Below are 23,426 nucleotides of genomic sequence, written 5' to 3'. Positions count from 1 at the left end.
CGAGAGGAGCTTGATTGATTGACTCAACTATAGAACAAAATGCTAGGAACTATAGGCTATAAAGAATTTTGCGGGTGGCTATAGCCATGTCCTGATACCAGGCCAAGCGCACCGCATCGGGATCATCCGCTTCGATCTGTTCGTTCAGTCCGAGCGTGCCATCGAGGAGTGTCGCCGTGCTCGCGATACATTTTGGGACTCCAAGTCCCCAAAATGACTGCGCTCGGCGACAGCCATTGTGCCCCGGTTCGCCCCGCTCCGGGCCGCCGCTCCGCCACGAACAGCGCCCGCTGGGCGCGTTCGGGCTGCGCACCGGCCCTACGGCGAATGGCTTGACGGCGTGTGGGATGCGCTTTGCATACTGCCTACGCGGCTTCGGGTCTACGCCCCTTCGCCACTGCGGCAGCACGCACGCGCCCACGCCTACCGGGGACTACGCGCCTTCGCTTCGCTCTCCTTGGCGCGCAGCGGAAGAATCTGGCGTCCTCGAAGTGCTCGAAGGATTTGGCGAAGCGACTCGCTTTATCGGTCACGCTGTCGGTGAACTCAGAAGTCCCATTCGCAAACAGCGTGGCCAACGCTGACCACAGCACCTTGCGAACCTTGCTGATATCGGAGACGCGGCCTTCGGCGACTGCCGCCAGCGCATCAGTGCGCTTCTTGATCAGGAGCGCGCGAGCCTTGGGCGATATCGGTATACGCCGCTCATGGTAACCAGCGGTCTTCCCTTTGCCTCGTGTGACACCGCGCGCAAGTATAGCGATACCTTGTAGGCCATCCCCTGCCGAAAGCGTTTGCGCAACGGAACGTTGATACTTGGCGCCGAAGAGCAACTCGGTGGCGAGTATGTAATCAAAACCTTTGGCCGCAATGGTGAGCGCCTTGCCAGCCGCAACATTAACCGGCATCCAGGCGTCCCCGGTGACGCCGTTTCTATTCTTAGCTTCGATGCGCGGACAGTTACTGCCAGTCGCCTGGCAGGTGATTCCAAACGGTGTTTCGATGAGACGTACCCGACGGCAGATCTCGATGTAGAACGGATCGAGCGCAGAGAAGGCAAGGCTCTCGGCACCATTCCAAATGGGCAACCAAAGCAGTGCGATACCTCCTTGATCACGCAATTCTAGTGTGTTGACGATCTCAGTCCGGACCGCCAACAGCGCCTGTACATCACGCCGCCAGCGCCGCCCACAGCCTCCGGGCGTTACTGCACCCAGGGCAGAACGACTCCCAGATCCGGTATTCATGCGCGAGATCCCGTAATTATCCCTGCCAGAGTAACCTTCCTGCGTTTGCAGGCTGAGCAAGGCGAACAACCAGTCCTCCGGTGCCGACTGCTGCATGCGTGCGGCCTTCAGGTCATGGTTCTTTGAGGTCACCAGCATGTCCAGCTCATCGGGCGCCTCGAGTCGGCTCTTCCAGGCTGAGAGGTCGCCCTCCGGCACCGGTGCCTGTAGCAAGGCCGGACGCTCCGGCGGCGCGATCAAACACCAAGCCGCACCATCTGGATCATCCGGGGTCAGCGCCAACAGGGCCAATCGCCATTCGGCTTCATCGGCGAAGGGCTCGTTCCGACCCGCTTGATGCAACGCGATGGCCGCAAGCTGCACGAGAAACGCATGCCAAGGGTGACGCTGATGCGGCCGCAGCGCGGGAAAGTCGCGGATGCCGTCTTCCGCCAAGGCGACCAAGAGCGCCGGCAGGCTGAGCTGAACCCGCTGCCCATCGACCAAGCGTGCGCTGATCAAGGATTCATCGAGCAGTGAATAGCGCAAGGTCGTTGTCATCGCAGAGTGCTCCTTGGTCAACGGTCGATCTTCTCCAGCCCGAGCCGACTATAGCGAAAACGCGTGTTTTCCAGAGTGAACAGGATCGCGTCTTCATGACGCTCGATGGAGGCTGGCTGCGCGTCGGGAGCGATGCCCTTGACGAGAAAGTGCCGAACCGGCAAGCGCTGCAGCGGCTCGCCAAAGGGTCCAATCAGCGCCGGATCGAAGGTCAGCAGGCGATCACGCTCGCCGAGTCGGGTGGCAATGTCGAGATCGGTCGGGAACCCTGGCTGCTCGTCGAACGGTGTATCGATGTCGAGACCATGCAGCTGGGCGATGCCACGCTCGGCGCCGGTTCTGCCGTCGATCTGCTGCCCGAGTCGCTGCCAGTCTTCCCCCAAGGTTTCCAACGCGCGCAAGCGCTCGGGGTGCGTGGCAGCCTCGACCAACAGTCGATTATCGGCCGGAATGCGGATCGTTGGTCGCTCCTGGATCATGCGCCGGGTCACCTCAACGGTGCGCAGATCGGGATAGATGCCGTCACCATCGCGAAACGGCCCGAGACCGTGCCGGGCGCGCTTGAGCAGCGGCGACAGATCCTGATCCTCCAGCGTCAGCACCCAAGCTTGCGGCGTGCGATACGCCGGCGGACGCTCGCCTTCCGGACGCTGATGGCGATGCAATCGGCCGATGCGCTGCAAGAGCACGTCCACTGGGCAGAGATCGGTGATCAGCAGATCGGCGTCCAGATCCAGGCTTTGCTCAAGCGTCTGCGTGCCAACGACGATGCGCGTGCCTGGTGGCCGCTGCTTGCCGAGCTGCGCCTGGATGGCCTGATCCAGCAGCGGCCGGTCTTCGCGGCTGAAGCGGCTGTGATGCAGGGTGGCGATACCGTTGACGGTGAGCAGCCAATCAGGTGTTGGAAGCAGCGCCTCCAGTACCTCGAACACGGCCAGCGCGGCCGGAACCGTGTTGCGCACGATCAGCACCTTGGCGCCCGCTGACGCGGCCTCGATCGCCAAGCGGGCGATGGCCTCGGGCTCATCGATGAGCGCGTGCAGGCTCCAGCTCACGGTCTTGCTCGGGGTGGTCGAGTCAATCCCGCGCAGCCCGGCACGATCGGCGAGCGCCGGATAGGCTGTCTGACAGGCAGCCTCGAACGCCGGCAGCACAGTTTGCCGCGACGCCTGCGACCCATCCAGACTCAGATAACGTGACCGAGCGCTGGCGCCGAGCGTCGCCGAGAGCAACAGCGCCTGGCCGCCGCAGCCGAGGTGCGCCCGCAGCAGGCGCTCCAGCAGTGCCGTCATATAGGGGTCCGACGCATGGACCTCATCGACGACCAGGAGGCTGCGGGCCAGCAAGGCGTGACGCAGATGCGCATGGCGGACCTTGAGCGCAGCGAGCAAGGCCTGGTCGATGGTGCCAACCGCGATCGGCGCGGCCAGAAAACGCTTCGGCGACTCGGCAGCCCAGCGTCGGTGCGCCTCGGCATCGCTCGGCTCATCCGGCCAGAGGACCTGGAACTGCGGCAACACCATCGGCTCCTGACCATCGGCGCCGGCGTACCCCGGAAGCGCGCGCACCGTCGCCGGCGGATCGATTGGCCAGAGACGCTGCACGGCGCTGAGGATGCGCGCGTAGACCTGGCTCGCGGAGACCCGGGTCGGCAGCGCGAAGTAGAGGCTATCGACCTCGCCGCGCTGGAACAGATGGACGAACCGCCAGAGCCCGGCCTCGGTCTTGCCACTGCCGGTCTCCGACTCGAGCACCACCAGCTGCCCCAGCGCTGCATCGGCCATCGCGGCCTGGATCGGATAAGGCGGATAGCCATCGAATACGTCGGCGAAGCCGGGTGATGACTCGGCGAGCGCTGTCTGCCAGCGAGCTGCATCTAGGCCGAGTGCAGACACGGCCTGGTCAGCAAAGACCAGCGCATCCTGCGCGCGATCACCGCTCCCATTCGAGAGTGGAAAGAATCGGGTATCCGAGCCGAGCCAGTCGGCGAGCTGCACCAACCCTGCGAACAGATGGCCGAAGGCCGGCGCATCCGGCAGCGGTTCGCCACCGACAGCAAACGCCTCCGGATAAAGGGCAACCGCGCGTTGCCCGATCTCGGCGAGCGCCATGGCGGGATCGTAGATGGCCCGACCATCCGTGCCGATGACCGGCTTCCAGTTGGCGCGCGTCCAATCGCCAAGGTCCGGATCAGCGATTGGGCGGCCATGATGACTGATAGAGGCGCGAAACAGCGGCAAAACCGCCTCGCCCCATTCACAGAGAGGCTCGATCGGCAGACAATCGAGCAATGGGGTAAGGAAATGCTCATCGCGGAACAGATCCAGGGCTTGGGCACCATGTCCGGCAGGCTTCGGCCAGCCTTGTGGGGCTTCGCCGATCCGCCAGCGCTTGGCCTGAAAGCCACTGTTAGCCTTGCCGAGATCGTGCATGAACACCAGCAGGGCAAGCCGCTGGATATCTCGCGAGGTCAGCTTGCGACCAGCCGTTCGTTCCAATGCGCGCCGAACGCCTCGGCAGGCACACAGCCGGCTAAAACAGGCCGCGACATCGACCAAATGATCGATCAGCGGCAGCCAGGCGACAAAATTGCCAGCCGTATCGCGTTCCAACTTTCCAAATGCCCGGCTCATCTCTCAATCCTACATCTTCACCAGACATTCACCAACTATGACGACAGCAAGCGACAATCGCCGAACCAATGGGCGTCCGATCCGTGCCCTGCTGTTGGGCATGGACGGCGTGTTCTATACCACGGCAGCACGCGATTGCCCGTGTTTTCGATATCCGCGCTTGGGTTCAGCTCGCTCCGGATAAAACGCAGTCGATCCCCAAGCTGACAGACAGGAGCCATTCATGACCATCAAGCAAGTCATCACCGACGGCGAAAAGCCGGTCAAGGTCTGGACCGAGGAGCTGGACCCGCGCTCGCGCGAGCAGCTGGTGAATCTCTCCAGGCTGCCGTTCATCCATCACCATGTTGCGGCGATGCCCGATGTGCATGCCGGCATGGGCGCGACCATCGGCAGCGTCATCGCCACCGACAAGGCGATCATCCCGGCTGCGGTCGGCGTCGATATCGGCTGCGGCATGGCGGCGGCGCGCACTTCGCTGACCGCCGAGCAGCTCGACGAGCGGGCGCTGAAGACGATCTTCGATCAGATCAGCCGCGATGTCCCGGTCGGGCGTCACCAGCACAAGGACGAGCGCGCCCTCACCGAGGCCGCCCAGCCCTTCGCCGCGCCGCTCGCGGTGCTGACCGAAAAGCATCCGCAGCTGCTCAAGGCCTTCGGGCGCTTCTCGAATTGGATCAATCAGCTCGGCACCCTGGGCGGCGGTAACCATTTCATCGAGGTCTGCCTGGATGAATCGAACCGCGTCTGGGTCATGCTGCACTCGGGCAGCCGCGGCATCGGCAATGCGATGGGCACCTATTTCATCGAGCTGGCCCGACGCGACATGGAGCGTTGGATGATCCAGCTCCCGGATCGCGATCTCGCCTATCTGCCCGAGGGCAGCGAGCATTTCGACGATTACATGGCGGCCGTCTCCTGGGCACAGGCCTACGCGCGCGCGAATCGCGATCAGATGATGCGTCTGGTGCTGGCCGCCCTCGCCCGCCATCTACCGGCGTTCAGCGTCACCGAGGAGGTGGTCGATTGCCATCACAACTATGTCGAGCGCGAGCATCATCAGGGCGCCGACGTCTGGGTCACGCGCAAGGGCGCGATCCGGGCGCGCGCGGGCGATCTCGGCATCATCCCCGGCAGCATGGGCGCGCGCAGCTACATCGTGCGCGGCAAGGGCAACCCGGAGAGCTTCCACTCCTGCGCCCACGGCGCCGGGCGGCGCATGAGCCGCACCGCCGCCGAGAAGCAATTCACCCGGGCGGATCTGGCCGCCCAGACCCAAGGCGTGGTCTGCCGCAAGGACAAGGGCGTGCTCGATGAGATCCCGGGCGCCTACAAGGATATCGACGCGGTGATGGCGAATCAGACCGACCTGGTCGAGGTGGTGCATACCCTTAAGCAAGTGGTCTGTGTGAAAGGCTGACACATGACAGCGACCGAGATGGCCTGGATCGCGCTGCGCCGCGCCGGGCTAGTCGTCGCATTGATCGGCAATCGCATTACGCTGCTGTCGTCTTCCAGGTCTTCCGCGAGTGCCTCGTGGGCCTCCTCGAAGGCGACAACCCATCGCCGCGCGTCGCTGCCCAGGCGTTCGACGGCGAAGTCGTCGCCGATCACGCCGCGTCTCCGCCAAGCCACTGCTGCTGCACGGCGGCGGCCAGCGGGGTCGGGCGGATCGGTTTGCCGCGTGCCTCCAGATAGGCGCGGGTGAAGGCGGCCCCGAACAGCATGATCAAGGCCGAATAATTCACCCACAACAGCAGCAGCGCCAGCGAGCCGGCGGCACCATAGGTGGACGCGGGCGCGGTCTGCGCCAGATAGGTGGCGATCAACGCGCGCCCGAACGTGAACAGCAGCGCGGTCAGGAAGGCGCCGAGCAGCACATCGTTCCAGCGCAGCAGGACATCGGGCAGGATCTTGAACATGGCCGCGAACAGCAGCGTGATCACGACCAACGAGAGCAGGCCATTGAGCAGCCGGATGAAGGGCGCGGATGCCAACAGCCAGAGGTCGGTATAGGCGATGGCGGTGTTCAGCGCGACGCTGGCCAGCAACGACAGCATCAGCACCAAGCCGATGGCGATAATCACGCTCAGCGAGCGAACGCGCGCCTGTATCCACAGCCAGAGACTATTCCTCGACGGCTTCGGCGCCACGCCCCAGATGTTGTTGAACGACACCTGCATCTGAGCGAAGACCGTGGTGGCGCCGAGCAGGATCGCGGCCAGACCGAGCAAGGTCGGCCAGATGCCCGCCTCGGCGATCTGTGAATTGGCCAGCGCGGTCTCGATCACCCCGGCGGCCTGGGACCCGACCACCTCTTCGAGCTGCTCCAACAGCGCGCCCTCGGCCGCCTGCGGACCGAAGACGACGCCGGCGACGGTGACCGCGATGATCAGCACCGGCGCGATCGAGAACACGGTGAAGAAGGCCAGGGCCGCAGCGTAGATGAAGGCCTGGCTGTCCAGCCAGTTCTCCCCCGCCTTGCGGAGGATATCGGCCCAGAAGCGCGCGCCATCACGCGCGCGCGCGAGCCCCCGCGATAAGGGCGCGTCCGCGTCGCGGGCGCTGTTGTTCACCGTCTGTTCCGGGGCTTGCCCTGAGTGATCGGGGTTCGACGACATGGCTCGGCTCCGTGGGTAGAGGGGCGACGCGGGGCAACGATCGCAGGATCTTCACCTAAACTTTGCCTTGGTCGCCATGGCCTGTCCAGTCTGGGCACCGTCCAAAGCTCGTCCCGAACCCGTCCAGGAACGCGTGGCCGGCGCCGTCCCCGCATGGCACGCCTGGTTGTTCCGCGTCAGGCCGGCAAGGAAACGCCGCGTAGTACACTGCGAGCACGATGAAAAAGACTGAACCGCGACCCGCGGACTCGAGGAGGCGAAGGTGAGGCTGCACATCCCGTTGGACACACTCTGTTCATTGATCGACCTGGCGCGGGAGTTCCAGGCCAAGGAATCGGTGGTCTTCCCGGAGGTCCCGACCAGTCCCAGCGATGATTGGGCGATGCAGGTCTTGGCCGATCACGGCGATGATTACAACGTCGCCGAATTCAGCAACATCGTCACCGAGATGTCGGAGCGTCAGCGCTCGGAGCTGGTGGCACTGATGTGGGTCGGGCGCGGCGATTACAGCGCCGAGGAGTGGGAAGAGGCGGTGGACGAGGCGCTAGGCGATTTCAGCATCCGCGCGGCCGCCTATGTGCTCGCCCACCCGATGGTCTCGGATCATCTCGAAGAGGGCATGATCGCGTTCGAACTCTCCTGCGAGGACTGACTGCGCGGGCGATCGAGCCGCTAGCCGCATCCATGATGGACGCAGCTAGCGGGCGTCACCGGCGAGGGATCCCGCTCAGGCGTCTGGCGCCTCATCCGCGGCCACCGCCTTCATGCTGAGGCGGATGCGGCCCTGCTTGTCGACCTCGAGCACCTTGACGCGGATCACATCGCCCTCCTTGAGCTTGTCGCTGACGCGCTCGACGCGCTCGTCGCTGATCTGGCTGATGTGGACCAGCCCATCGCGACCCGGCAGGATGGTGACGAAGGCGCCGAAGTCCATCAGGCGCGCGACCTTGCCTTCGTAGACCTTGCCGACCTCGACATCGGCGGTGATCAACCGAATGCGCTTCTTCGCCTCCTCGCCGGCGCTCTTTTGCACCGAGAAGATCTTCACCACGCCGTCGTCGTTGATATCGATGGTGGCGCCGGTCTCCTCGGTCAGGGCGCGGATGGTCGAGCCGCCCTTGCCGATCACGTCGCGGATCTTCTCCGGGTGGATCTTGAACTCGATGATGCGCGGGGCGTGCTCGGACATCTCCGAGCGATGGGTCTCGATGACCCGGTTCATCTCGCCGAGAATGTGCAGCCGGCCTTCCTTCGCCTGCGCCAGTGCCTGCTCCATGATCTCGCGGGTGATGCCGTCGATCTTGATGTCCATCTGCAGGGCGTTGATGCCCTCGGCCGGACCCGCGACCTTGAAGTCCATGTCGCCGAGATGGTCCTCGTCGCCCATGATGTCGGTCAGCACCGCGAACCGATCGCCCTCCTTGATCAGCCCCATCGCCACGCCGGCGACCGGCGCCTTGATCGGCACGCCGGCGTCCATCAGCGACAGACTGGTGCCGCAGACGCTGGCCATCGAGCTGGAGCCGTTCGACTCGGTGATCTCGGAGACCACGCGGATCGAATACGGGAACTCGGACAGGCTCGGCATCGAGGCCAGCACGCCGCGCTTGGCCAGGCGGCCATGGCCGATCTCGCGCCGCTTCGGGCTGCCGACCCGACCGATCTCGCCGACGCAGAAGGGCGGAAAGTTGTAGTGCAGCATGAAGGCCTCGCGCCGCTCGCCCTCGAGCGCGTCGATGATCTGGCTGTCGCGCTCGGTGCCGAGCGTGGTGACCACCATGGCTTGGGTCTCGCCGCGGGTGAACAGCGCCGAGCCGTGGGTGCGCGGGAGCACGCCGGTGCGGATATGGATCGGCCGCACGGTGACGGTGTCGCGCCCGTCGATGCGCGCCTCGCCCTGGAGGATGCGACCCCGCACGATCTCCTTCTCGAGCGTCTCGACCGCGCCGTAGACCTGCGGCTGCGACCAGGGCGAATCCTCGCCGGCGAGTTGCTCGAACACCGCCCTGCGGATCTCGGTCAGCGCGGCGTAGCGCTCCATCTTGTCCTGGATGCGATAGGCCGCGCCGAGCTTCTCGGCGCAGGCCTCGGCCACCGCCGTCTTGAGTTCGGCGTCGGTCTGCAGCGGCTCCCATTCGAGCGCTGGCTTGTCGACCTCGGCGGCCAGTTCCTTGATCGTCTCGATCACGATCTGCATCTGCTCGTGACCGAACAGCACCGCGTCGAGCATCACGTCTTCCGGCAGGCTGCGCGCCTCCGACTCGACCATCAGCACGGCGCTCTCGGTGCCGGCGACGATCAGGTCGAGGTCGCTGTCCGGGCTCAGGCCGATCACCGACGGATTGAGGATGTACTCGCCATCCTTGTAGCCGACGCGGGCGGCGCCGATCGGGCCGTTGAACGGCAGGCCGGCGATCGACAGCGCCGCCGAGGCGCCGATCAGGGCCGGCACCTCGGGGTTGACCGCCGGGTTCAGCGACTTGACCGTTGCGATCACCTGCACCTCGCGCCCGAAGCCCTTCGCGAACAGCGGGCGCACGGGGCGGTCGATGAGCCGAGAGGTCAGGATCTCGGCCTCGCTCGGGCGCCCCTCACGACGAAAAAAGCCGCCGGGGATACGGCCGGCGGCGTAGGTCTTCTCTTGGTAGTCGATGGTCAGCGGCAGGAAATCCTTCATCTCCGTCGCGCGCTTGTCGACGACGACGGTGACCAGCACCACGGTATCATCGACGTTGACCAGCACCGCGCCATCGGCCTGGCGGGCGATCTCGCCGGTCTCGAGCGTGACCGTCTGATCGCCGTATTGAAAAGTCTTGCGGATTGGGGTCACTAGGACGCTCCTCTGGATGGTTCCCGAACGGGGATCGGGGGGCGAGCGCTGGCGACCTGAGCCGCCAGCCCGCACCGGGCATGGAAGGGAGGCGGTGCCGGGCGCCGATGCGCGCGCCGACACCCGCCTCGAGATCGGATGCGTCTAGCGACGCAGACCCAGCTTCTGGATCAGCGCGCGGTAGCGATCCAGATCCTTGCGCTTGAGATAGTCGAGCAGCTTGCGCCGCGAGCTGACCATGCGCACCAGGCCGCGGCGCGAGTGATGGTCCTGCTTGTGCTCGGTGAAGTGCCCGGTCAGCTGTTTGATGCGGGCGGTCAGCAGCGCCACCTGCACCTCGGGCGAGCCGGTGTCGTTGGCGCCACGCGCATGTTCTTCGACGATTTGGCGTTTCTCTTCTGCGGTCATTGTCATTGTCGGTCTCCTGATGGAAAACGACGCCATCGGGGGCGTCGGTGGCGATCGCCTCGGCCCCAACAATGACCTCAGGGACAAGGCGTTGAATCTGTGACGTCAAATCAGACGCTTGGGTTGTACCCGGCCGTCATCGAGGATCTCGCCGACGCCGAGGAAATGGTCGCTCACGTCATAGAGCCGCACCAGGCCCTCGGTCGGCGCCTGCGGCACCAGCACCGGCTGGCCTTGGCCGAGATAGAAGGCGCTGTTGGCCGAGAGACGCACGGCCGGGCAATGCCCGAGCGTCGACTCCAGCGGCAGCAGCCACGCATCGAGCGACTCGGCGCCCCGCTCCTCGGCCTGGGCCTCGATCTCGGCCAGCGTGACGAACGCGGTCTCGCCCTCGATGTAGGGGCCGACGCCGGTGCGGCGCAGCGCCGCGACATGGCCGCCGCAGCCGAGCTGCTTGCCGATATCCTCGGCCAGGGTGCGCACATAGGTGCCCTTGGAGCAGTGCACGTCCAGCTCGATCTCCGGCAGCGCGAAGTCCACCAGCTCAAGCCTGTGGATATGGATCGCGCGCGGGGTGCGTTCGACCTCCTTGCCCTCGCGCGCCAGCTTGTAGAGGCGTTGGCCCTCATGCTTGACCGCCGAGTACATCGGCGGCAACTGTTCGATCAGGCCGACAAAGCCCTCCATCACCGCGCGTACGCGCGCCTCGGTGACGCCGTCCACCGGGGCGGTGGCGATGACCTCGCCCTCGGCATCGGCGGTCGCGGTGGTCTCGCCGAGACGCACCCGCACGCGATAGCGCTTATCGGCGTCGAGCAGGAAGGCCGAAAACTTGGTGGTATAGCCCAAGCACAGCGGCAGCAGGCCGGTCGCGAGCGGGTCCAGGCTGCCGGTGTGGCCGGCCTTTTGTGCGTCGAACAGGCGCTTGATGCGCTGTAGCGCGTGGTTGGAGGAGATCCCCAGGGGCTTGTCCAATAACAGGATGCCGTTGACCGCGCGGCCCCGTCTGCGTCGTCTACCCATGATGTTCCAAGTGCGGGGTGCGTTGTCAGCGTTCGCGGGCGGAGGCAGCGGCTGCCTCATCCGCGCGCTCAGCCTCAGCACCGGTTGTCTGAGAATCGCCGGGCTGGCGATCGGCGTCCTGATGGTGTTTCCCGTGATCGGCATCCTGGCCGACCGCCGCGTCGATCAGCGCGGTCAGGCGCTCGCCGCGCATGACCGATTCATCGTGGACGAAATGCAACTGCGGCACCGTGCGCAGCCGCGCGGTGCGCGACAGCTCATGGCGCAGGAAACCCGACAGCGTGCCATTCAAGAGCCGCTGCTGTTCCTCGCCGGCCTCGTCGGCCGGAAAGCAGGTGAAATACACCTTCGCATGCGCGAGATCGCGGCTGACGCGCACCTCATGCAGGGTGATCTCACCTAAGCGCGGGTCCTTGGCGCGCCTGAGCAGCTGGGTCAATTCGCGCAGCAGCTCGGCGCCGATGCGCTCGCCGCGATTGAAACCACGCTGGGGCGGCCGACTCATCGAGCGGGCCCCGCATGCGCTTGCTGAGGACAGGCCTGGCCGGAGCTGAGGCGGCCTTGCTGGCGAATGCTCGTCATAGCTCGCGGGCGCGCTCCGTGCGCTCGAAGACCTCGATCTGGTCGCCTGGTTGCACATCGTTGTAGTTCTTCACGCCGATGCCGCACTCGGTGCCGTTCTTGACCTCGCTGACGTCGTCCTTGAAGCGGCGCAGCGATTCCAGCGCGCCCTCGTAGACCACCACGTTGTCGCGCAGCACGCGGATCGGGCTGTTGCGGCGGATCACGCCCTCGACCACCATGCAGCCGGCGATGGCGCCGAACTTCGACGAGCGGAACACATCGCGCACCTGTGCCAGGCCGATGATCTCTTCGGTGACGATCGGGCTGAGCAAACCGGAGATGGCCTTCTTGACATCGTCGATCAGCTCGTAGATCACCGAGTAGTAACGCAGGTCGAGCCCTTGCTCCTCGATCACGCGCCGCGCGGCGGCATCGGCGCGCACGTTGAAGCCGAGGACGATGGCGTTAGAGGTCACCGCCAGGTTGGCGTCCGACTCGGTGATGCCGCCGACCCCGGCGGCCACCACCGCGACCTTGACCTCATCGTTGCTGAGCTTGACCAGGGACTCCTTGAGCGCCTCGACACTGCCCTGCACATCGGCCTTGAGGATGAGGTTGACGCTTTTGAGATCGCCTTCCTTGAGTTGCGAGAACAACTGGTCGAGATTCGCGCCGCGTTGCTCGTCCATGCGGCTTTGGCGATCGCGCTCGCGGCGCAGTTCGGCGACCTCGCGCGCCCGCCGCTCATCGGTGACGGCAATCACGTCATCGCCGGCATTCGGCGAACCCGAGAGGCCCAGGACCTGGACCGGGATCGACGGGCCGGCACTCTTCACCACGCGCCCTAGCTCATCGAACATCGCCCGCACGCGACCGTACTCGGCGCCGCTGACGATCATGTCGCCGGTGCGCAAGGTGCCCGATTGCACCAACACCGTGGCCACCGTGCCGCGCCCCTTCTCGAGGCTCGATTCAACGATGGTGCCGTGGGCCGTGCCGTCGACCGGCGCCTTCAGCTCCAGCACCTCGGATTGCAGCAGCACGGCGTCGAGCAGATTGTCGATGCCGTCGCCGGTCTTGGCCGAGACCTTGACCAGCATGGTGTCGCCGCCCCACTCCTCCGGCACCAGCTCGTGCTGAGCCAGCTCCTGCATCACCCGATCCGGGTTGGCGTCGGGCTTGTCCATCTTGTTCACGGCGACCACCACCGGCACCCCGGCCGCCTTCGAGTGCTGGATCGCCTCGATGGTCTGGGGCATCACGCCATCGTCGGCCGCGACCACCAGGATGACGATATCGGTGGCCTTGGCGCCGCGCGCGCGCATCGCCGAGAAGGCGGCATGGCCCGGGGTATCCAGGAACGAGATCGTGCCCCGGTCGGTCTCGACGTGATAGGCGCCGATGTGCTGAGTGATGCCACCGGCCTCGCCGGCGGCGACCTTGGCGCGGCGGATGTAGTCCAGCAGCGAGGTCTTGCCGTGGTCGACGTGCCCCATGATGGTCACCACCGGCGGCCGCGGTTGCGCCTCGGCCTGGCCGACCTCTTCTTCCAGCAAGGCCATGAGCGCGTCCTCGGCGTCCTCCTCCTTGGCCTCGATGGCCTTGTGGCCCATCTCCTCGACCACCAGCATCGCGGTATCGCGATCGAGCGTCTGGTTGATGGTCACCATCATGCCCTGCTTGAACAGTTCCTTGATGACCTGCCCGGCCTTGACCGACATGCGCGCGGCGAGATCGCCGACCGAGATCGTCTCCGGCACCTCCACCTCGCGCACCACCGGCGCGGTCGGACGCTGGAAGCCGTGCTTGTCCTGCAACTGCGGCTTGCTCGGCTTCTTGCGGCGGCGCACCGACGGGCGCGTGATCACCGTCTCGTCGGCGATCTCTTCCTCAAGCGTCGCGACGGGATCGCGCTTCTTGGCGCGCGCGGGCTCCTTGCGGGCCAACTTGCGCTCCTTCTCGACGCGCTCGTGCTCCTGGCGTTCCTTTTCGGAACGTTCGGCGTGTTTCTTCGCCGCCCGCCGGCGCTCTTCGCGCTGCTGCTCGGTCTCGCCCTCGCCGGCATCGGTCGCTGGCGCCGGCATCGCCTCTGCCAGCTCGGTGGTGTCCTCGCGCGCCGCTTGCGCGCGCGCCTGCTCCTCGGCCTTGCGGCGCTGTTCGGCCTCGGCCTTGGCGCGCGCCTCGGCCTCGGCCTTACGCCGCGCCTCTTCGCGCTGACGGACCTCGAGCGCCTCCTGCTCGGCGAGGCGGCGCGCGTCCTCCTCGGCCCGGCGCGCCTCGAGTTCGGCGCGGCGGCGCTGCTCATCGATCGGCGAGCTCTTCGCGGCGGCGCGCTCGGACTCGGGACGCTGCGTCGTGCGCACCGTGGCGGCTGGCTGCGGCGTCTCCGTATTGCGCTTGCCGAAGCTGCGTTTGCGCCGCACCTCGACATTGACCGATTTGCCCGTGCGGGCTGCCGTCCCCCGTGGCGTCGGCGCGCCCCGGTTCGGCGCCGGCCGCGACGGACGCGCGGCCCGGCTATCGTTGGTTGCCGGCCGGCGCCGCACGCTGGTCGCCTCGGTCACCGGCGGCTCGGCCGGCTCGTCCTTCTTGGCATGGCTGCGCCGCAGATGCTGCAACAGCTGGATCTTTTCTCCCTCGGTAATGGTGGCATCCTCGGCCTGGGCCGAGATGCCCGCTTCCTGGAGCTGCGTCAACAGCCGCTCCACCGGGATCCCGACCGTCGTCGCGAGTTGCTTGACCGTGACTTCAGTACTCATTCGCACCTCCGATGACTAGTCGTTCTCCGAGCCGGCGAACAGGGGCTCGCGGGCCGCCATGATCAGGCTGGCCGCGCGCTCCGGGTCCATGCCGTCGATCTCCAACAGCTCATCCACCGATTGATCGGCGAGATCAGCCAGGCTGACGATGCCGCGCCGCGCCAGCCGATAGGCCAGGGCCTCGTCCATCATCGGCATCGCCAACAGGTCCGCCGCCGGCACCGCATCCGGGTTCTCGTGGTCGGCGCCGGCTTGGCTCGACAGCGCCTCGAGCGCCCGCTGCCGCAGGATCGCGACCAGGCTCTCGTCAAAATCCGCGATCGCCAACAGCTCCGACTCGGGCACGTAGGCGATCTCCTCGACCGTGGTGAAGCCTTCCTCGGCCAGCACCGCAGCCACGTTCTCATCGACCCGCAGGTCCTGCATGAAACGCTCGACCAGGCGGCGTCCTTCTTCCTCGCTCTTGGCGGCGGCGGCCTCCTCGCTCATCACGTTCAGCTCCCAACCGGTGAGCTGGCTGGCGAGACGCACGTTTTGACCGCCCTTGCCGATCGCCTGCGAGAGATTCTCCTCCTTCACCGCCACGTCCATGCTGCGCGCGTCCTCGTCGATCACGATCGAGACCACATCGGCGGGCAGCATGGCGTTGATCACGAACTGCGCCGGGTTCTCGTCCCAGGGGATGATGTCGACGCGTTCGCCGAAGAGTTCGTTCGAAACCGCCTGCACGCGCGAGCCGCGCATGCCGACACAGGCGCCGACCGGATCGATGCGCTGATCGTTGGTGCGCACGGCGATCTTGGCGCGTGTGCCCGGATCGCGCGCGGCGCCGACGATCTCGATCACGCCCTCGCCGACCTCAGGCACCTCGAGCTTGAACAGCTCGATCAGCAATTGCGGCGAGGTGCGACTGACGAACAACTGCGGCCCCTTGAACTCGGCGGCCACCTCGTACAGCAGTCCCCGCAGACGATCGCCAGGGCGCGCGGTCTCCCGCGGGATCACCTGATCGCGCGGCACCAAGGCCTCGGCGTTGTTGCCGAGATCGATGACGATGGTGCCGCGCTCGGCCTTCTTGACGATCCCGGTGACCAGCTCGCCCTCGCGGCTCTTGAACAGCTCGACGATCTTTGCGCGCTCGGCCTCGCGCACCTTCTGCACGATGACCTGCTTGGCGGTCTGCGCCGCGATGCGCCCGAACAACACCGACTCGATCGGTTCCTCGATATAGTCACCGAGGTCGAGCAATGGATCGAGTTCCTTGGCCGCGGACAGGGTGATCTGGCGCTCGGAGGCCTCCAGCGGCGCGCCGTCCTGGTCCTCGACCACCTGCCAGCGGCGGAAGGTCTGGTAATCGCCGGTGCCGCGGTCGATCGCCACCCGCACCTCGATATCGCCGCCATGTTTCTTGCGCGTCGCCGAGGCGAGCGCGGCCTCGATCGCCTCGAAGATGATGTCCTTGGGGACATCCTTCTCGTTCGAGACGGCATCGACGACCATCAATATCTCTTTGTTCATCGGTCCCTACCTGATGTCGGTCGCTCTCGGCCCGTCCGGCATCCGGTTCGTCAGCGAGCGGACTGTGAAAAGTTGAATTCCGGCACGACGCGAGCGCTCTCGATCCACGCCACCGGCACTGCTGTCGCCCCCCCGTCGAGCGCCAGTTCGAGGCGTTGACCATCGTCGCTCACCCCCAACAGCTCGCCCTCGAAGTTGCGCCGGCCATCGAGTTTTTGCTCAAGGCGCACGCGAATCCGATGACCACGGTAGCGAGCGATCTGCTCGAGCGTGAACAGCGGCCGATCGAGCCCGGGCGACGACACCTCGAGATCGTAATGACCGCTGATGGGGTCCTCGACATCGAGCACGCTGCTCAGCTGCCGGCTGACCGCCTCGCAATCCTCGATGCCGATGCCGTCGGCGTGGTCGATGTAGACGCGCAACACCGCCTGCCCGCTGCCGGCCGCGACATGTTCGACGCCCAGGGTCTCGTAGCCCATCGGCTCGACCACCGAGGTCACCAGGGTTGTCAGTCGATCATTTGCCCGTCGCATCTATTTGCTTCAGCCCCGCCGCTCGCCTCGCACCCATCCCGGCCTCCGGTGTCCGATCCACTCGCCAGAGGCGGCGGCGACCACGGCCGCCCCCGCACCCAGGAGCACAAACAAAAAAGAGGGCCAGGGGCCCCCTTCATCGAAGCAGCACCGTACGAGACTCTGCCGGAAGCAGCCTCGCCCGGGTCTGCAGCGGATCGCGGATGAAAAAACCCCGAGACCGGGGCCATCGCACCTGGGGCGATGAGCGGCCTCGGCCAGCTCCACCCTTGTATCTCAGCCAACGGATGATAATCCTATCCTCAGCGAAACGCAAAACCAGAACGCAAGGAACCTGTTGCACGGCTTGCGTTTCGCCGACGGATCCCTCAGTTCCTATGCTGAAATCACGGCAATCGACAGGCCCGCCCCCCGAGGTCGCGGCGGCGGGCCCAGCCGTCACCTCTCCATCCCCAACCAGCTCTCGAGGAACCCTCTGATGAAGATTGGAATCGTCGGTGGAACCGGATTCGTCGGCAATTACATCATCGACGCGCTGTTGCAGGCCGGCCATGAACTGCGCGTGCTGACCCGTCCCGGCAGCGAGCATAAGCTGAATGCCGACGCCAACTGCACGGCCGTGCCGGGCGATGTCGCCAACGAGCAGCATCTGCGCGACTGTCTCGCCGGCACCGAGGCGGCGATCTATTTGATCGGCATCCTGCGCGAGTCGCCCCAACGGGGCATCACCTTCGATGCCATGCAGCGGCGCGGCGCCGAGCGCACCATCGCCATTGCCGAGGAGCTGGGACTGAGCCGCTTCCTCCTGATGAGCGCCAACGGCATCGATGCCGCCGAGACGCCCTATCAGACCACCAAGCTCGCGGCCGAGGAACGCCTGAAGGCCTCGACCCTACAGTGGACCATCTTCCGGCCATCGGTGATCTTCGGCCCCCCGCGCGGGCGCATGGAGTTCTGCACCCAGCTCAAGGACGAACTGATCGACAGCCCGCTGCCGGCGCCCCTGTTCTTCGCCGGTCTGTCCCCGCTCGATGCCGGCGCGTTTCGGCTCGCCCCGGTGCATGTCGAGGATGTCGCCGCCGCCTTCGCGACGGCCCTCACGCGCGAGGATACGCACGGCCAGACCTATACGCTCTGTGGGCCGGACAGCCCAAGCTGGAAGGAGATCCTGAAGGCCCTGGCCAGCGCCAGCGGCAAGTCGAAGCTGATGCTGCCGGCGCCGGCGCTGGTGCTCGAACCGGTGGCGGCGATGCTCGGGCGTTTCAGCTGGTTCCCGGTGACGCGCGATCAGCTGCGGATGCTGTTGGCCGGCAACACCTGCAGCGATGACGGCCTCGCGCGGCTCGGGATCGCCGGGCGCGCCTTCGATCAGGCGAACCTGGCCTATCTCGCGAATCCCTGACGCACCAGCAGAACCTCAAGGCCGAGCCCAAGGCCGAACCCGGGCCCGCACCCGCGGGCCCAGGCTCGCGACCAGGCCCGGAGCGAGCCGATGAGGCCCAAGGCCGCGCGCTCAGCCCAGCCCCAGATCCCGACCGCGATCCTCAGGCCGCCTTGCTCCCGTTGCGCGGCCGGCGCTGCTCGGGGCGCAGCGTCGGCGTGAAATAGACATCGGCCTCGTCGAGATCGACGGCACGACCCTCGCCATCGACCAGCGGCTGCTCGTAATCCTTCCAGCCGCGCACGCCGGTCTGCAGCGAGACGACATTGGTGTAGCCGAGCACTTGCAGCGCACTCGCCGCCAGGATGCTGCGATGGCCGGAGCGGCACACGACCACGACCTCGCGCTCGCGCGCGCGCACCAGCTCGGGCTCGGTTTCCTCGTAGTCCCATTCGCAGGCCGACTCCAGGATGCCGCGCGGCACGTTCATCGAGCCGGCGATGTGCATGGCGGCGAATTCCTCCGGCTCCCGCACGTCGAGGATCAACAGGTCCGGATTGGCCGCCAGCCGTTCCTCGAGATCCCAGGGCAGGATCTCGCGGACATCGGTCAGACAGTGGCGGATCAGTTGCAGATAGTTCTTCATCGCTGGTCGTCTTCGCTTCAGTGAGAGTGGATTCAATGACGGTCGCACAGCCCCTGCTCGACCGCGAGCACGGCGGCCTCGACGCGCGAGCGCATCTTCAGCTTGCGCAGGATCGACTTCACATGCAGCTTCACGGTGCCCTCGGAGATGCCAAGTTCGTTGGCGATGACCTTGTTGCTTTGGCCGCCGGCGAGATGACAGAGGATCTCCATCTCGCGCGGCGTCAAATCCGCGCAGGCCACCGCCGCCTCTTCCCGCGCCGCTGGCTCCTGACGCACCGCCCTGGCGAGCGCGCCGGTCAATTCGGGCGCGACGATGGTCTGGCCGGCGAGGATGCCGGCGAGCGCGGCCACCAGATCGTCCGGTTCCATGTCCTTGAGCAGATAACCGCTGACGCCGGCCTGCAACGCCTCCACCACATCGCGTTCGTCGGTACTGGTGGTGAGCATCGCCACGCGGCGCTCGATGCCTTGATCGCGCATCTTGCGCACCAGCTCGATGCCGTTCTCGCCCGGCATGCGCAAGTCCATCAGCACCACATCGGGGGCGCAGTCACGCGCCAGGCGCAGACCGACATCGCTCTCGCCGACGGCGTCGACCACCTCGATTCCGCGCCGCTCCAGCAGCTCGAGCAGGCCGATGCGGAACAGGGCGTGATCGTCGATCAGTAGCACGCGCATCAGTCGACCTGCTCGCTGGGATGGCTACGGGCACTGGGATTGAACACCAGCTCGATGCGCGTGCCCTCGCCCGGCTCGCTCTCGATGTTGAGCGCCGCCTCGATACGCCGCGCGCGTTCCTCGAGGATCGACAGGCCGATGTGCTCGCCGGGATGGCCACTGCGCCTTGGCGTGCTGAAACCGACGCCATCGTCCTCGATCAGCAGCACATATTCGCCGGTCTGCTCGCGGGTCAGCAGCACGCGCACCGTCTGCGCCTGGGCATGTTTGCGTACATTGGTCAGCGTTTCCTGGACAATCCGCATGATCTGCAACTCCTCGGCGGCGGAAAGATCGAACGGCCGACAGCCCATCTGGAACACCGCATGGATGCCGGTGCGCTGGCCGAAACGGCGCGTGATGTCCTCCAGCGTCGGCACCAGCCCGCGCCGATCGAGCGGCGCGCGAAAGCTGGCCAGCAGCTCGCGCAGCTCGCCGTGAGCCTCGTCGATACCGTTGCGAATCCGCCACAGATCGGCGCGCGCCTCGTCCGGGAGCGTCTGGCCGGCGAGCGCATCGGCGAGCATGCGCACCTGCAGGCGCAGGCTGGCGAGGGTCTGCGCCAGCGAGTCGTGCAGCTCGTGCGCGAGCGAGCTACGTTCCTCGAGGATCGACAGGCGTCGCGCCTCGTGATCGGAGCGGGACTTGGCGATCGCCACGCCGATGTGCTGGCCGATGGTCGCGAGCAGATCGAGGATATCCTCGCGCCGGCTGATGCCGGAGCGTTCGATGAAGATCGAGTAGGCGCCGAGCAGCTCGTCGTGATGCTTGAGCGGCACCGTGACCACCTCCAGCTCGTCGCTGTCGAACATGCGCCGCCCATAGACCCGCGAGCAGTAGCGCCGATCGTTATCGCAGACGATCTCGCCGGGACAGAGCACGGTGCCGCAGAGGCAGAGATCGACCGGCGCCATGTCCTGCTCGCGCACCAGATCGTCATCCAGACCGATGGAGCCGATCAGGCGCGGACTGCCATCGGGCGCGACCAGGCGCACGGTGGCGGCGCGGCCGTTGACCATCTCCTTCAGGGTGCGCAGGAAGTGCAGCAGCAGCGCCTCCAGGCTCTCGGCGCGGGCGATCTCGGCGGCGACATCGTAGAGGATCTTGAGCGAGGCGGTCTTCTGCGCCAGGCGCATGGTTTGGCGCGCGACGCGCGTGTCCATGTCCTCGTAGAGTTCGGTCAGCTCGGCGTTGAGCGCGCCGATATCGCGCGCCATGCCGTCGAGCACGCCGACGTTCGACAGCGACCGGCTGGCGCCCGGCTCGCCCTGACAGACGCGCGCGACGGTCGATTCCAGGCTGACCAAGGGGCTCAGCAGTTGCGTCTTCAGACGCAGCCCGGCGACCACGGTGGCGCCGAGTCCGGCGGACAAGCATCCCAGGCAGAGCCATTTCGGCCAGTGCTGGAGCGGGGTGGCGATGTTGATCAGCAACAGCAGCAAGGCCGCCACCAGCGCCAGCACAACCGTCGCCAGCGGTCCGGCGAGGCGCGCGGCGACCAGGATCTGCACGATTCGCCGGCCAGCGTCGACGCGCGCGGCTGGGCGCCGGGTCTCCGGCAGCGGAGCGCGTTCACTCGTGTGTCCGGAATCGCGCGCAACCACCCCGAGCGGCGGCTTCATCGCGGCTCCTCCGGCGGCGCACCGACCTCGCGCTCGCGCTGCTGTAATTCCCACATCGCCGCGTAGGTGCCGCCTTGCGCGAGCAAGGCCCGATGCGCGCCCTGCTCGATGACGCGGCCCTGGTCCATCACCAGGATGCGATCGGCATCGACCACGGTCGAGAGCCGGTGCGCGATCACCAGCGTGGTGTGATCCTCGGCGACCTCGGCCAGGGTCTGCTGGATCGCCTGCTCGGTGCGGCTGTCGAGCGACGAGGTGGCCTCGTCGAAGATCAGGATGCGCGGGCGCTTGAGGATGGCGCGGGCGATGGCGACGCGCTGCTTCTCGCCGCCGGAGAGCTTGAGACCGCGCTCGCCGACGACCGTGTCCCAGCCCTGCGGCAGCCGCGCGATGAAGTCGGCGATGTGCGCAAGCTCCGCGGCCCGGCGCAGCTCGTCCTCGCTCGCGTCCGGGCGTCCATAGGCGAGGTTGTAACGGAGACTGTCGTTGAACAGCACGGTGTCCTGCGGCACCACGCCGATCGCCGCGCGCAGGCTGTCCTGCTGCACGCTGCGCAGATCCTGGCCATCGATCAGGATGCGGCCCTGCTGCGGGTCGTAGAAGCGAAACAGCAGCCGCGCCAAGGTCGATTTGCCGGCGCCGCTGTGGCCGACCACGGCGACCTTCTCGCCGGGATCGATGTGGAAATCGACCCCATGCAGGATCGCGCGCTCTTGTTGATAATGGAAACTCACCTGCTCGAAGCGCACCGCGCCCTTGTCCAGCCGCAGCGCCGGCGCGCCGGGCGCGTCGACGATCTCGGGCGTGCGTTCGAGCAACTTGAACACCAGATCCATATCCGCCAGCGCATATTTGATCTGGCGGTAGACGATGCCGAGGAAACCGAGCGGGATGAACAGTTGCAGCATGAAGGCGTTGACCAGCACCAGGTCGCCGATGCTCATGGCGCCGCTGACCACGCCTTGGGCGGCATAGACCATGATGACGGTGACGCCGATGGCGATGATGCTGCCCTGGCCGAAATTGAGCAGCGACATCGAACTTTGGCTCTTGACCGCGAGATCCTCCCAGCGCGCCAGGGTCTCGTCGTAGCGATCGAGTTCCAGGCGCTCGTTGCCGAAGTATTTGACCGTCTCGTAGTTCAGCAGGCTGTCGAAGGCCTGGGTATTGGCGCGCGAATCGAGCACGTTCATCTGCCGACGATAATCCATGCGCCACTCGGTGATGGCGAAGGTGAAGCCGACGTAGACGGCGACAGTGCCGAAGGTGACCAGGGTGAAGACCAGCTCGTACTTGGTCAGCAGCACCCCGGCGACCAGCGCGAACTCCACCAGCACCGGGATCACGCTGAACACCAGATAGTTGAGGATGGTGGCGATCGAGCGCGTGCCGCGCTCCAGATCGCGACTCACCGCCCCGCTCTGGCGGCCCAGGTGATAGCTCAGCGAGAGCCGGTGCAAGTGCGTCAGCACCCGCGTCGAGAGCCGGCGCATGGCGCGAAAGCGCACGCGCGCGAAGACCACGTCGCGCAGTTCGTTGAACAGCGAGCTGCCGAGTTTGAGCGCGCCATAGGCCACGAGCAGGCCGATCGGCAGCACCATCAGCGCATCGCGCGCCTGCTCGAAGGCGTCGACGATCTCCTTGAGCACCAGCGGCACGCCGATATTGGCCAATTTGGCCAGTACCAGACAGAGGAGCGCGAGCAGCGCGCGGCCGCGAAACTCGGCCAGATAGGGCAAGATACCCTGTAGATTATGGCGGTCGCGGCGGTCGGCGTGGACGCGCTCGGTGGCGGCATGGATTCGGATCATGGATGTCTGGCTTGATTCGGGCGGCCTCGTCACGCGCGGCTCGGTCTCGGCAGGCGAGGCGAATACCGCCCAAGGGCCGCGCGCAAGACGTTGACCTCCATGCGGTCAATCCCACCTTGTCAACGCGGACGTTGGACGCTGACCGCGTCGAGCGCAATGATGGATACACAGATGAGGTCTCATGATGTCAGAACCCATGCTGGAAGGCACCGGCTGTAGTATGCACGAGCCCTATGCATTGCAGGTGCTCGGCCCGGAGATGGAGCCCGAGTTCCCGGACAAGTGCGTGGTCATCGTCGAGCCGACCGAGCAATGCCGCAGCGGCATGTATGTGTTCGCCGAGGTCGAGGGCGTGCGTTGGTTCCGCCAGTACCAGCGCGATGAGCAGGGGCGCGAATGGCTGCTGGCGCTGAACGCGAACTTCCCCGAGATCGAGCTGACGGGACTGGAGTGGACGGTGCTCGGCGTGATCATCCAGCGCAACATTCGGCGTCGGATCAAGCACTACGAATACCGGGACGCCGGCGCCGCCTCGACGGCAGCGCCCGCGCCCATCGACGCCATCGAC

General features: G+C 66.2%; 18 protein-coding genes. 4 read left to right on the top strand and 14 right to left on the bottom strand.

Annotation, left to right across the window (positions count from 1 at the left end; all coding sequences use genetic code 11):
* Positions 1 to 365 precede the first annotated feature (365 nt).
* Both ACLFQI_RS02360 and cas3 read right to left on the bottom strand, forming a co-directional pair.
* Positions 366 to 1,787 carry a type I-E CRISPR-associated protein Cse1/CasA gene (locus tag ACLFQI_RS02360; protein WP_410757209.1) on the bottom strand — a complete coding sequence of 474 codons (1,422 nt, stop codon included), beginning with the start codon at positions 1,785 to 1,787 and terminating at the stop codon, positions 366 to 368.
* A 17-nt stretch (positions 1,788 to 1,804) separates the two neighbouring features.
* Positions 1,805 to 4,420 (bottom strand): CRISPR-associated helicase Cas3', encoded by a 2,616-nt coding sequence (gene cas3 / locus ACLFQI_RS02355; RefSeq protein WP_410757207.1) that lies wholly within the window; start codon positions 4,418 to 4,420, stop codon positions 1,805 to 1,807.
* Between the two features lie 223 nt (positions 4,421 to 4,643).
* On the opposite strand from cas3, the gene ACLFQI_RS02350 reads away from it, so the two are divergent.
* Positions 4,644 to 5,840 carry an RtcB family protein gene (locus ACLFQI_RS02350; protein ID WP_410757206.1) on the top strand — a complete coding sequence of 399 codons (1,197 nt, stop codon included), beginning with the start codon at positions 4,644 to 4,646 and terminating at the stop codon, positions 5,838 to 5,840.
* Positions 5,841 to 6,030: 190 nt separating this feature from the next.
* Here the strand turns inward: ACLFQI_RS02350 and ACLFQI_RS02345 are convergent, their stop codons facing one another.
* Complete coding sequence (locus ACLFQI_RS02345; RefSeq protein ID WP_410757205.1) at positions 6,031 to 7,041, bottom strand: YihY/virulence factor BrkB family protein; 1,011 nt, start codon at positions 7,039 to 7,041, stop codon at positions 6,031 to 6,033.
* A gap of 262 nt (positions 7,042 to 7,303) precedes the next feature.
* Between ACLFQI_RS02345 and ACLFQI_RS02340 the strand changes: the two genes are divergently transcribed.
* Complete coding sequence (locus tag ACLFQI_RS02340; protein ID WP_410757204.1) at positions 7,304 to 7,693, top strand: DUF3775 domain-containing protein; 390 nt, start codon at positions 7,304 to 7,306, stop codon at positions 7,691 to 7,693.
* 75 nt (positions 7,694 to 7,768) lie between these two features.
* On the opposite strand, the gene pnp is transcribed toward ACLFQI_RS02340, so the two are convergent.
* The 7 genes from pnp to rimP all read right to left on the bottom strand — a co-directional run bounded on the left by pnp (position 7,769) and on the right by rimP (position 16,679).
* Positions 7,769 to 9,871: a polyribonucleotide nucleotidyltransferase gene (pnp, locus tag ACLFQI_RS02335; protein ID WP_410757203.1), complete on the bottom strand. Its 2,103-nt coding sequence runs from the start codon at positions 9,869 to 9,871 to the stop codon at positions 7,769 to 7,771.
* A gap of 144 nt (positions 9,872 to 10,015) precedes the next feature.
* Positions 10,016 to 10,285, bottom strand: a complete 270-nt coding sequence (gene rpsO / locus ACLFQI_RS02330; protein ID WP_201245785.1) for a 30S ribosomal protein S15 — start codon at positions 10,283 to 10,285, stop codon at positions 10,016 to 10,018.
* Between the two features lie 99 nt (positions 10,286 to 10,384).
* Positions 10,385 to 11,302: a tRNA pseudouridine(55) synthase TruB gene (gene truB, locus ACLFQI_RS02325; protein ID WP_410757202.1), complete on the bottom strand. Its 918-nt coding sequence runs from the start codon at positions 11,300 to 11,302 to the stop codon at positions 10,385 to 10,387.
* Between the two features lie 25 nt (positions 11,303 to 11,327).
* The gene (rbfA, locus tag ACLFQI_RS02320; RefSeq protein WP_410757201.1) at positions 11,328 to 11,807 is read right to left on the bottom strand and encodes a 30S ribosome-binding factor RbfA; all 480 of its coding nucleotides are present in this window, start codon (positions 11,805 to 11,807) and stop codon (positions 11,328 to 11,330) included.
* A 73-nt stretch (positions 11,808 to 11,880) separates the two neighbouring features.
* A complete protein-coding gene (infB, locus tag ACLFQI_RS02315; protein ID WP_410757199.1) occupies positions 11,881 to 14,625 on the bottom strand; it encodes a translation initiation factor IF-2 in 2,745 nt (914 codons plus the stop codon).
* A 15-nt stretch (positions 14,626 to 14,640) separates the two neighbouring features.
* A complete protein-coding gene (gene nusA / locus ACLFQI_RS02310) occupies positions 14,641 to 16,143 on the bottom strand; it encodes a transcription termination factor NusA (RefSeq protein WP_410757197.1) in 1,503 nt (500 codons plus the stop codon).
* A gap of 50 nt (positions 16,144 to 16,193) precedes the next feature.
* The gene (gene rimP, locus ACLFQI_RS02305; protein ID WP_410757196.1) at positions 16,194 to 16,679 is read right to left on the bottom strand and encodes a ribosome maturation factor RimP; all 486 of its coding nucleotides are present in this window, start codon (positions 16,677 to 16,679) and stop codon (positions 16,194 to 16,196) included.
* A gap of 478 nt (positions 16,680 to 17,157) precedes the next feature.
* Between rimP and ACLFQI_RS02300 the strand changes: the two genes are divergently transcribed.
* A complete protein-coding gene (locus tag ACLFQI_RS02300) occupies positions 17,158 to 18,081 on the top strand; it encodes an NAD(P)H-binding protein (RefSeq protein ID WP_410757195.1) in 924 nt (307 codons plus the stop codon).
* 142 nt (positions 18,082 to 18,223) lie between these two features.
* Here ACLFQI_RS02300 and ACLFQI_RS02295 read toward each other — a convergent pair whose 3' ends face one another.
* The 4 genes from ACLFQI_RS02295 to ACLFQI_RS02280 are packed head-to-tail and all read right to left on the bottom strand — an operon-like array spanning position 18,224 to position 22,858.
* On the bottom strand, positions 18,224 to 18,706 hold the full coding sequence (locus ACLFQI_RS02295) for a rhodanese-like domain-containing protein (RefSeq protein WP_410757194.1): 483 nt from the start codon (positions 18,704 to 18,706) through the stop codon (positions 18,224 to 18,226).
* A gap of 32 nt (positions 18,707 to 18,738) precedes the next feature.
* Positions 18,739 to 19,386 carry a response regulator gene (locus tag ACLFQI_RS02290; RefSeq protein ID WP_410757193.1) on the bottom strand — a complete coding sequence of 216 codons (648 nt, stop codon included), beginning with the start codon at positions 19,384 to 19,386 and terminating at the stop codon, positions 18,739 to 18,741.
* Positions 19,386 to 21,047 (bottom strand): GAF domain-containing sensor histidine kinase, encoded by a 1,662-nt coding sequence (locus ACLFQI_RS02285; RefSeq protein ID WP_410757192.1) that lies wholly within the window; start codon positions 21,045 to 21,047, stop codon positions 19,386 to 19,388. The genes ACLFQI_RS02290 and ACLFQI_RS02285 overlap by 1 nt, the downstream gene beginning before the upstream one ends.
* Positions 21,044 to 22,858, bottom strand: a complete 1,815-nt coding sequence (locus ACLFQI_RS02280; RefSeq protein ID WP_410757191.1) for an ABCB family ABC transporter ATP-binding protein/permease — start codon at positions 22,856 to 22,858, stop codon at positions 21,044 to 21,046. Before ACLFQI_RS02280 ends, ACLFQI_RS02285 begins: the two co-directional genes overlap by 4 nt.
* Before the next feature lie 184 nt (positions 22,859 to 23,042).
* Between ACLFQI_RS02280 and ACLFQI_RS02275 the strand changes: the two genes are divergently transcribed.
* Positions 23,043 to 23,426, top strand: a 384-nt coding sequence (locus ACLFQI_RS02275; protein WP_410757190.1) for a S24 family peptidase, incomplete at its 3' end; no start/stop codon positions are given.

The organism is Halochromatium sp., from assembly GCF_046541315.1.
Classification (GTDB): domain Bacteria; phylum Pseudomonadota; class Gammaproteobacteria; order Chromatiales; family Chromatiaceae; genus Lamprobacter.
This window is presented reverse-complemented; position numbering and strand designations above follow the sequence as displayed.

Coding starts and splice junctions, on each gene's coding strand:
- infB (WP_410757199.1), bottom strand. CDS start 14,625: ATGAGTACTGAAGTCACGGTCAAGCAACTCGCGACGACGGTCGGGATC.
- ACLFQI_RS02285 (WP_410757192.1), bottom strand. CDS start 21,047: ATGAAGCCGCCGCTCGGGGTGGTTGCGCGCGATTCCGGACACACGAGT.
- ACLFQI_RS02360 (WP_410757209.1), bottom strand. CDS start 1,787: ATGACAACGACCTTGCGCTATTCACTGCTCGATGAATCCTTGATCAGC.
- rimP (WP_410757196.1), bottom strand. CDS start 16,679: ATGCGACGGGCAAATGATCGACTGACAACCCTGGTGACCTCGGTGGTC.
- ACLFQI_RS02345 (WP_410757205.1), bottom strand. CDS start 7,041: ATGTCGTCGAACCCCGATCACTCAGGGCAAGCCCCGGAACAGACGGTG.
- ACLFQI_RS02350 (WP_410757206.1), top strand. CDS start 4,644: ATGACCATCAAGCAAGTCATCACCGACGGCGAAAAGCCGGTCAAGGTC.
- cas3 (WP_410757207.1), bottom strand. CDS start 4,420: ATGAGCCGGGCATTTGGAAAGTTGGAACGCGATACGGCTGGCAATTTT.
- truB (WP_410757202.1), bottom strand. CDS start 11,302: ATGGGTAGACGACGCAGACGGGGCCGCGCGGTCAACGGCATCCTGTTA.
- ACLFQI_RS02300 (WP_410757195.1), top strand. CDS start 17,158: ATGAAGATTGGAATCGTCGGTGGAACCGGATTCGTCGGCAATTACATC.
- nusA (WP_410757197.1), bottom strand. CDS start 16,143: ATGAACAAAGAGATATTGATGGTCGTCGATGCCGTCTCGAACGAGAAG.
- ACLFQI_RS02295 (WP_410757194.1), bottom strand. CDS start 18,706: ATGAAGAACTATCTGCAACTGATCCGCCACTGTCTGACCGATGTCCGC.
- ACLFQI_RS02290 (WP_410757193.1), bottom strand. CDS start 19,386: ATGCGCGTGCTACTGATCGACGATCACGCCCTGTTCCGCATCGGCCTG.
- rbfA (WP_410757201.1), bottom strand. CDS start 11,807: ATGAGTCGGCCGCCCCAGCGTGGTTTCAATCGCGGCGAGCGCATCGGC.
- ACLFQI_RS02280 (WP_410757191.1), bottom strand. CDS start 22,858: ATGATCCGAATCCATGCCGCCACCGAGCGCGTCCACGCCGACCGCCGC.
- rpsO (WP_201245785.1), bottom strand. CDS start 10,285: ATGACAATGACCGCAGAAGAGAAACGCCAAATCGTCGAAGAACATGCG.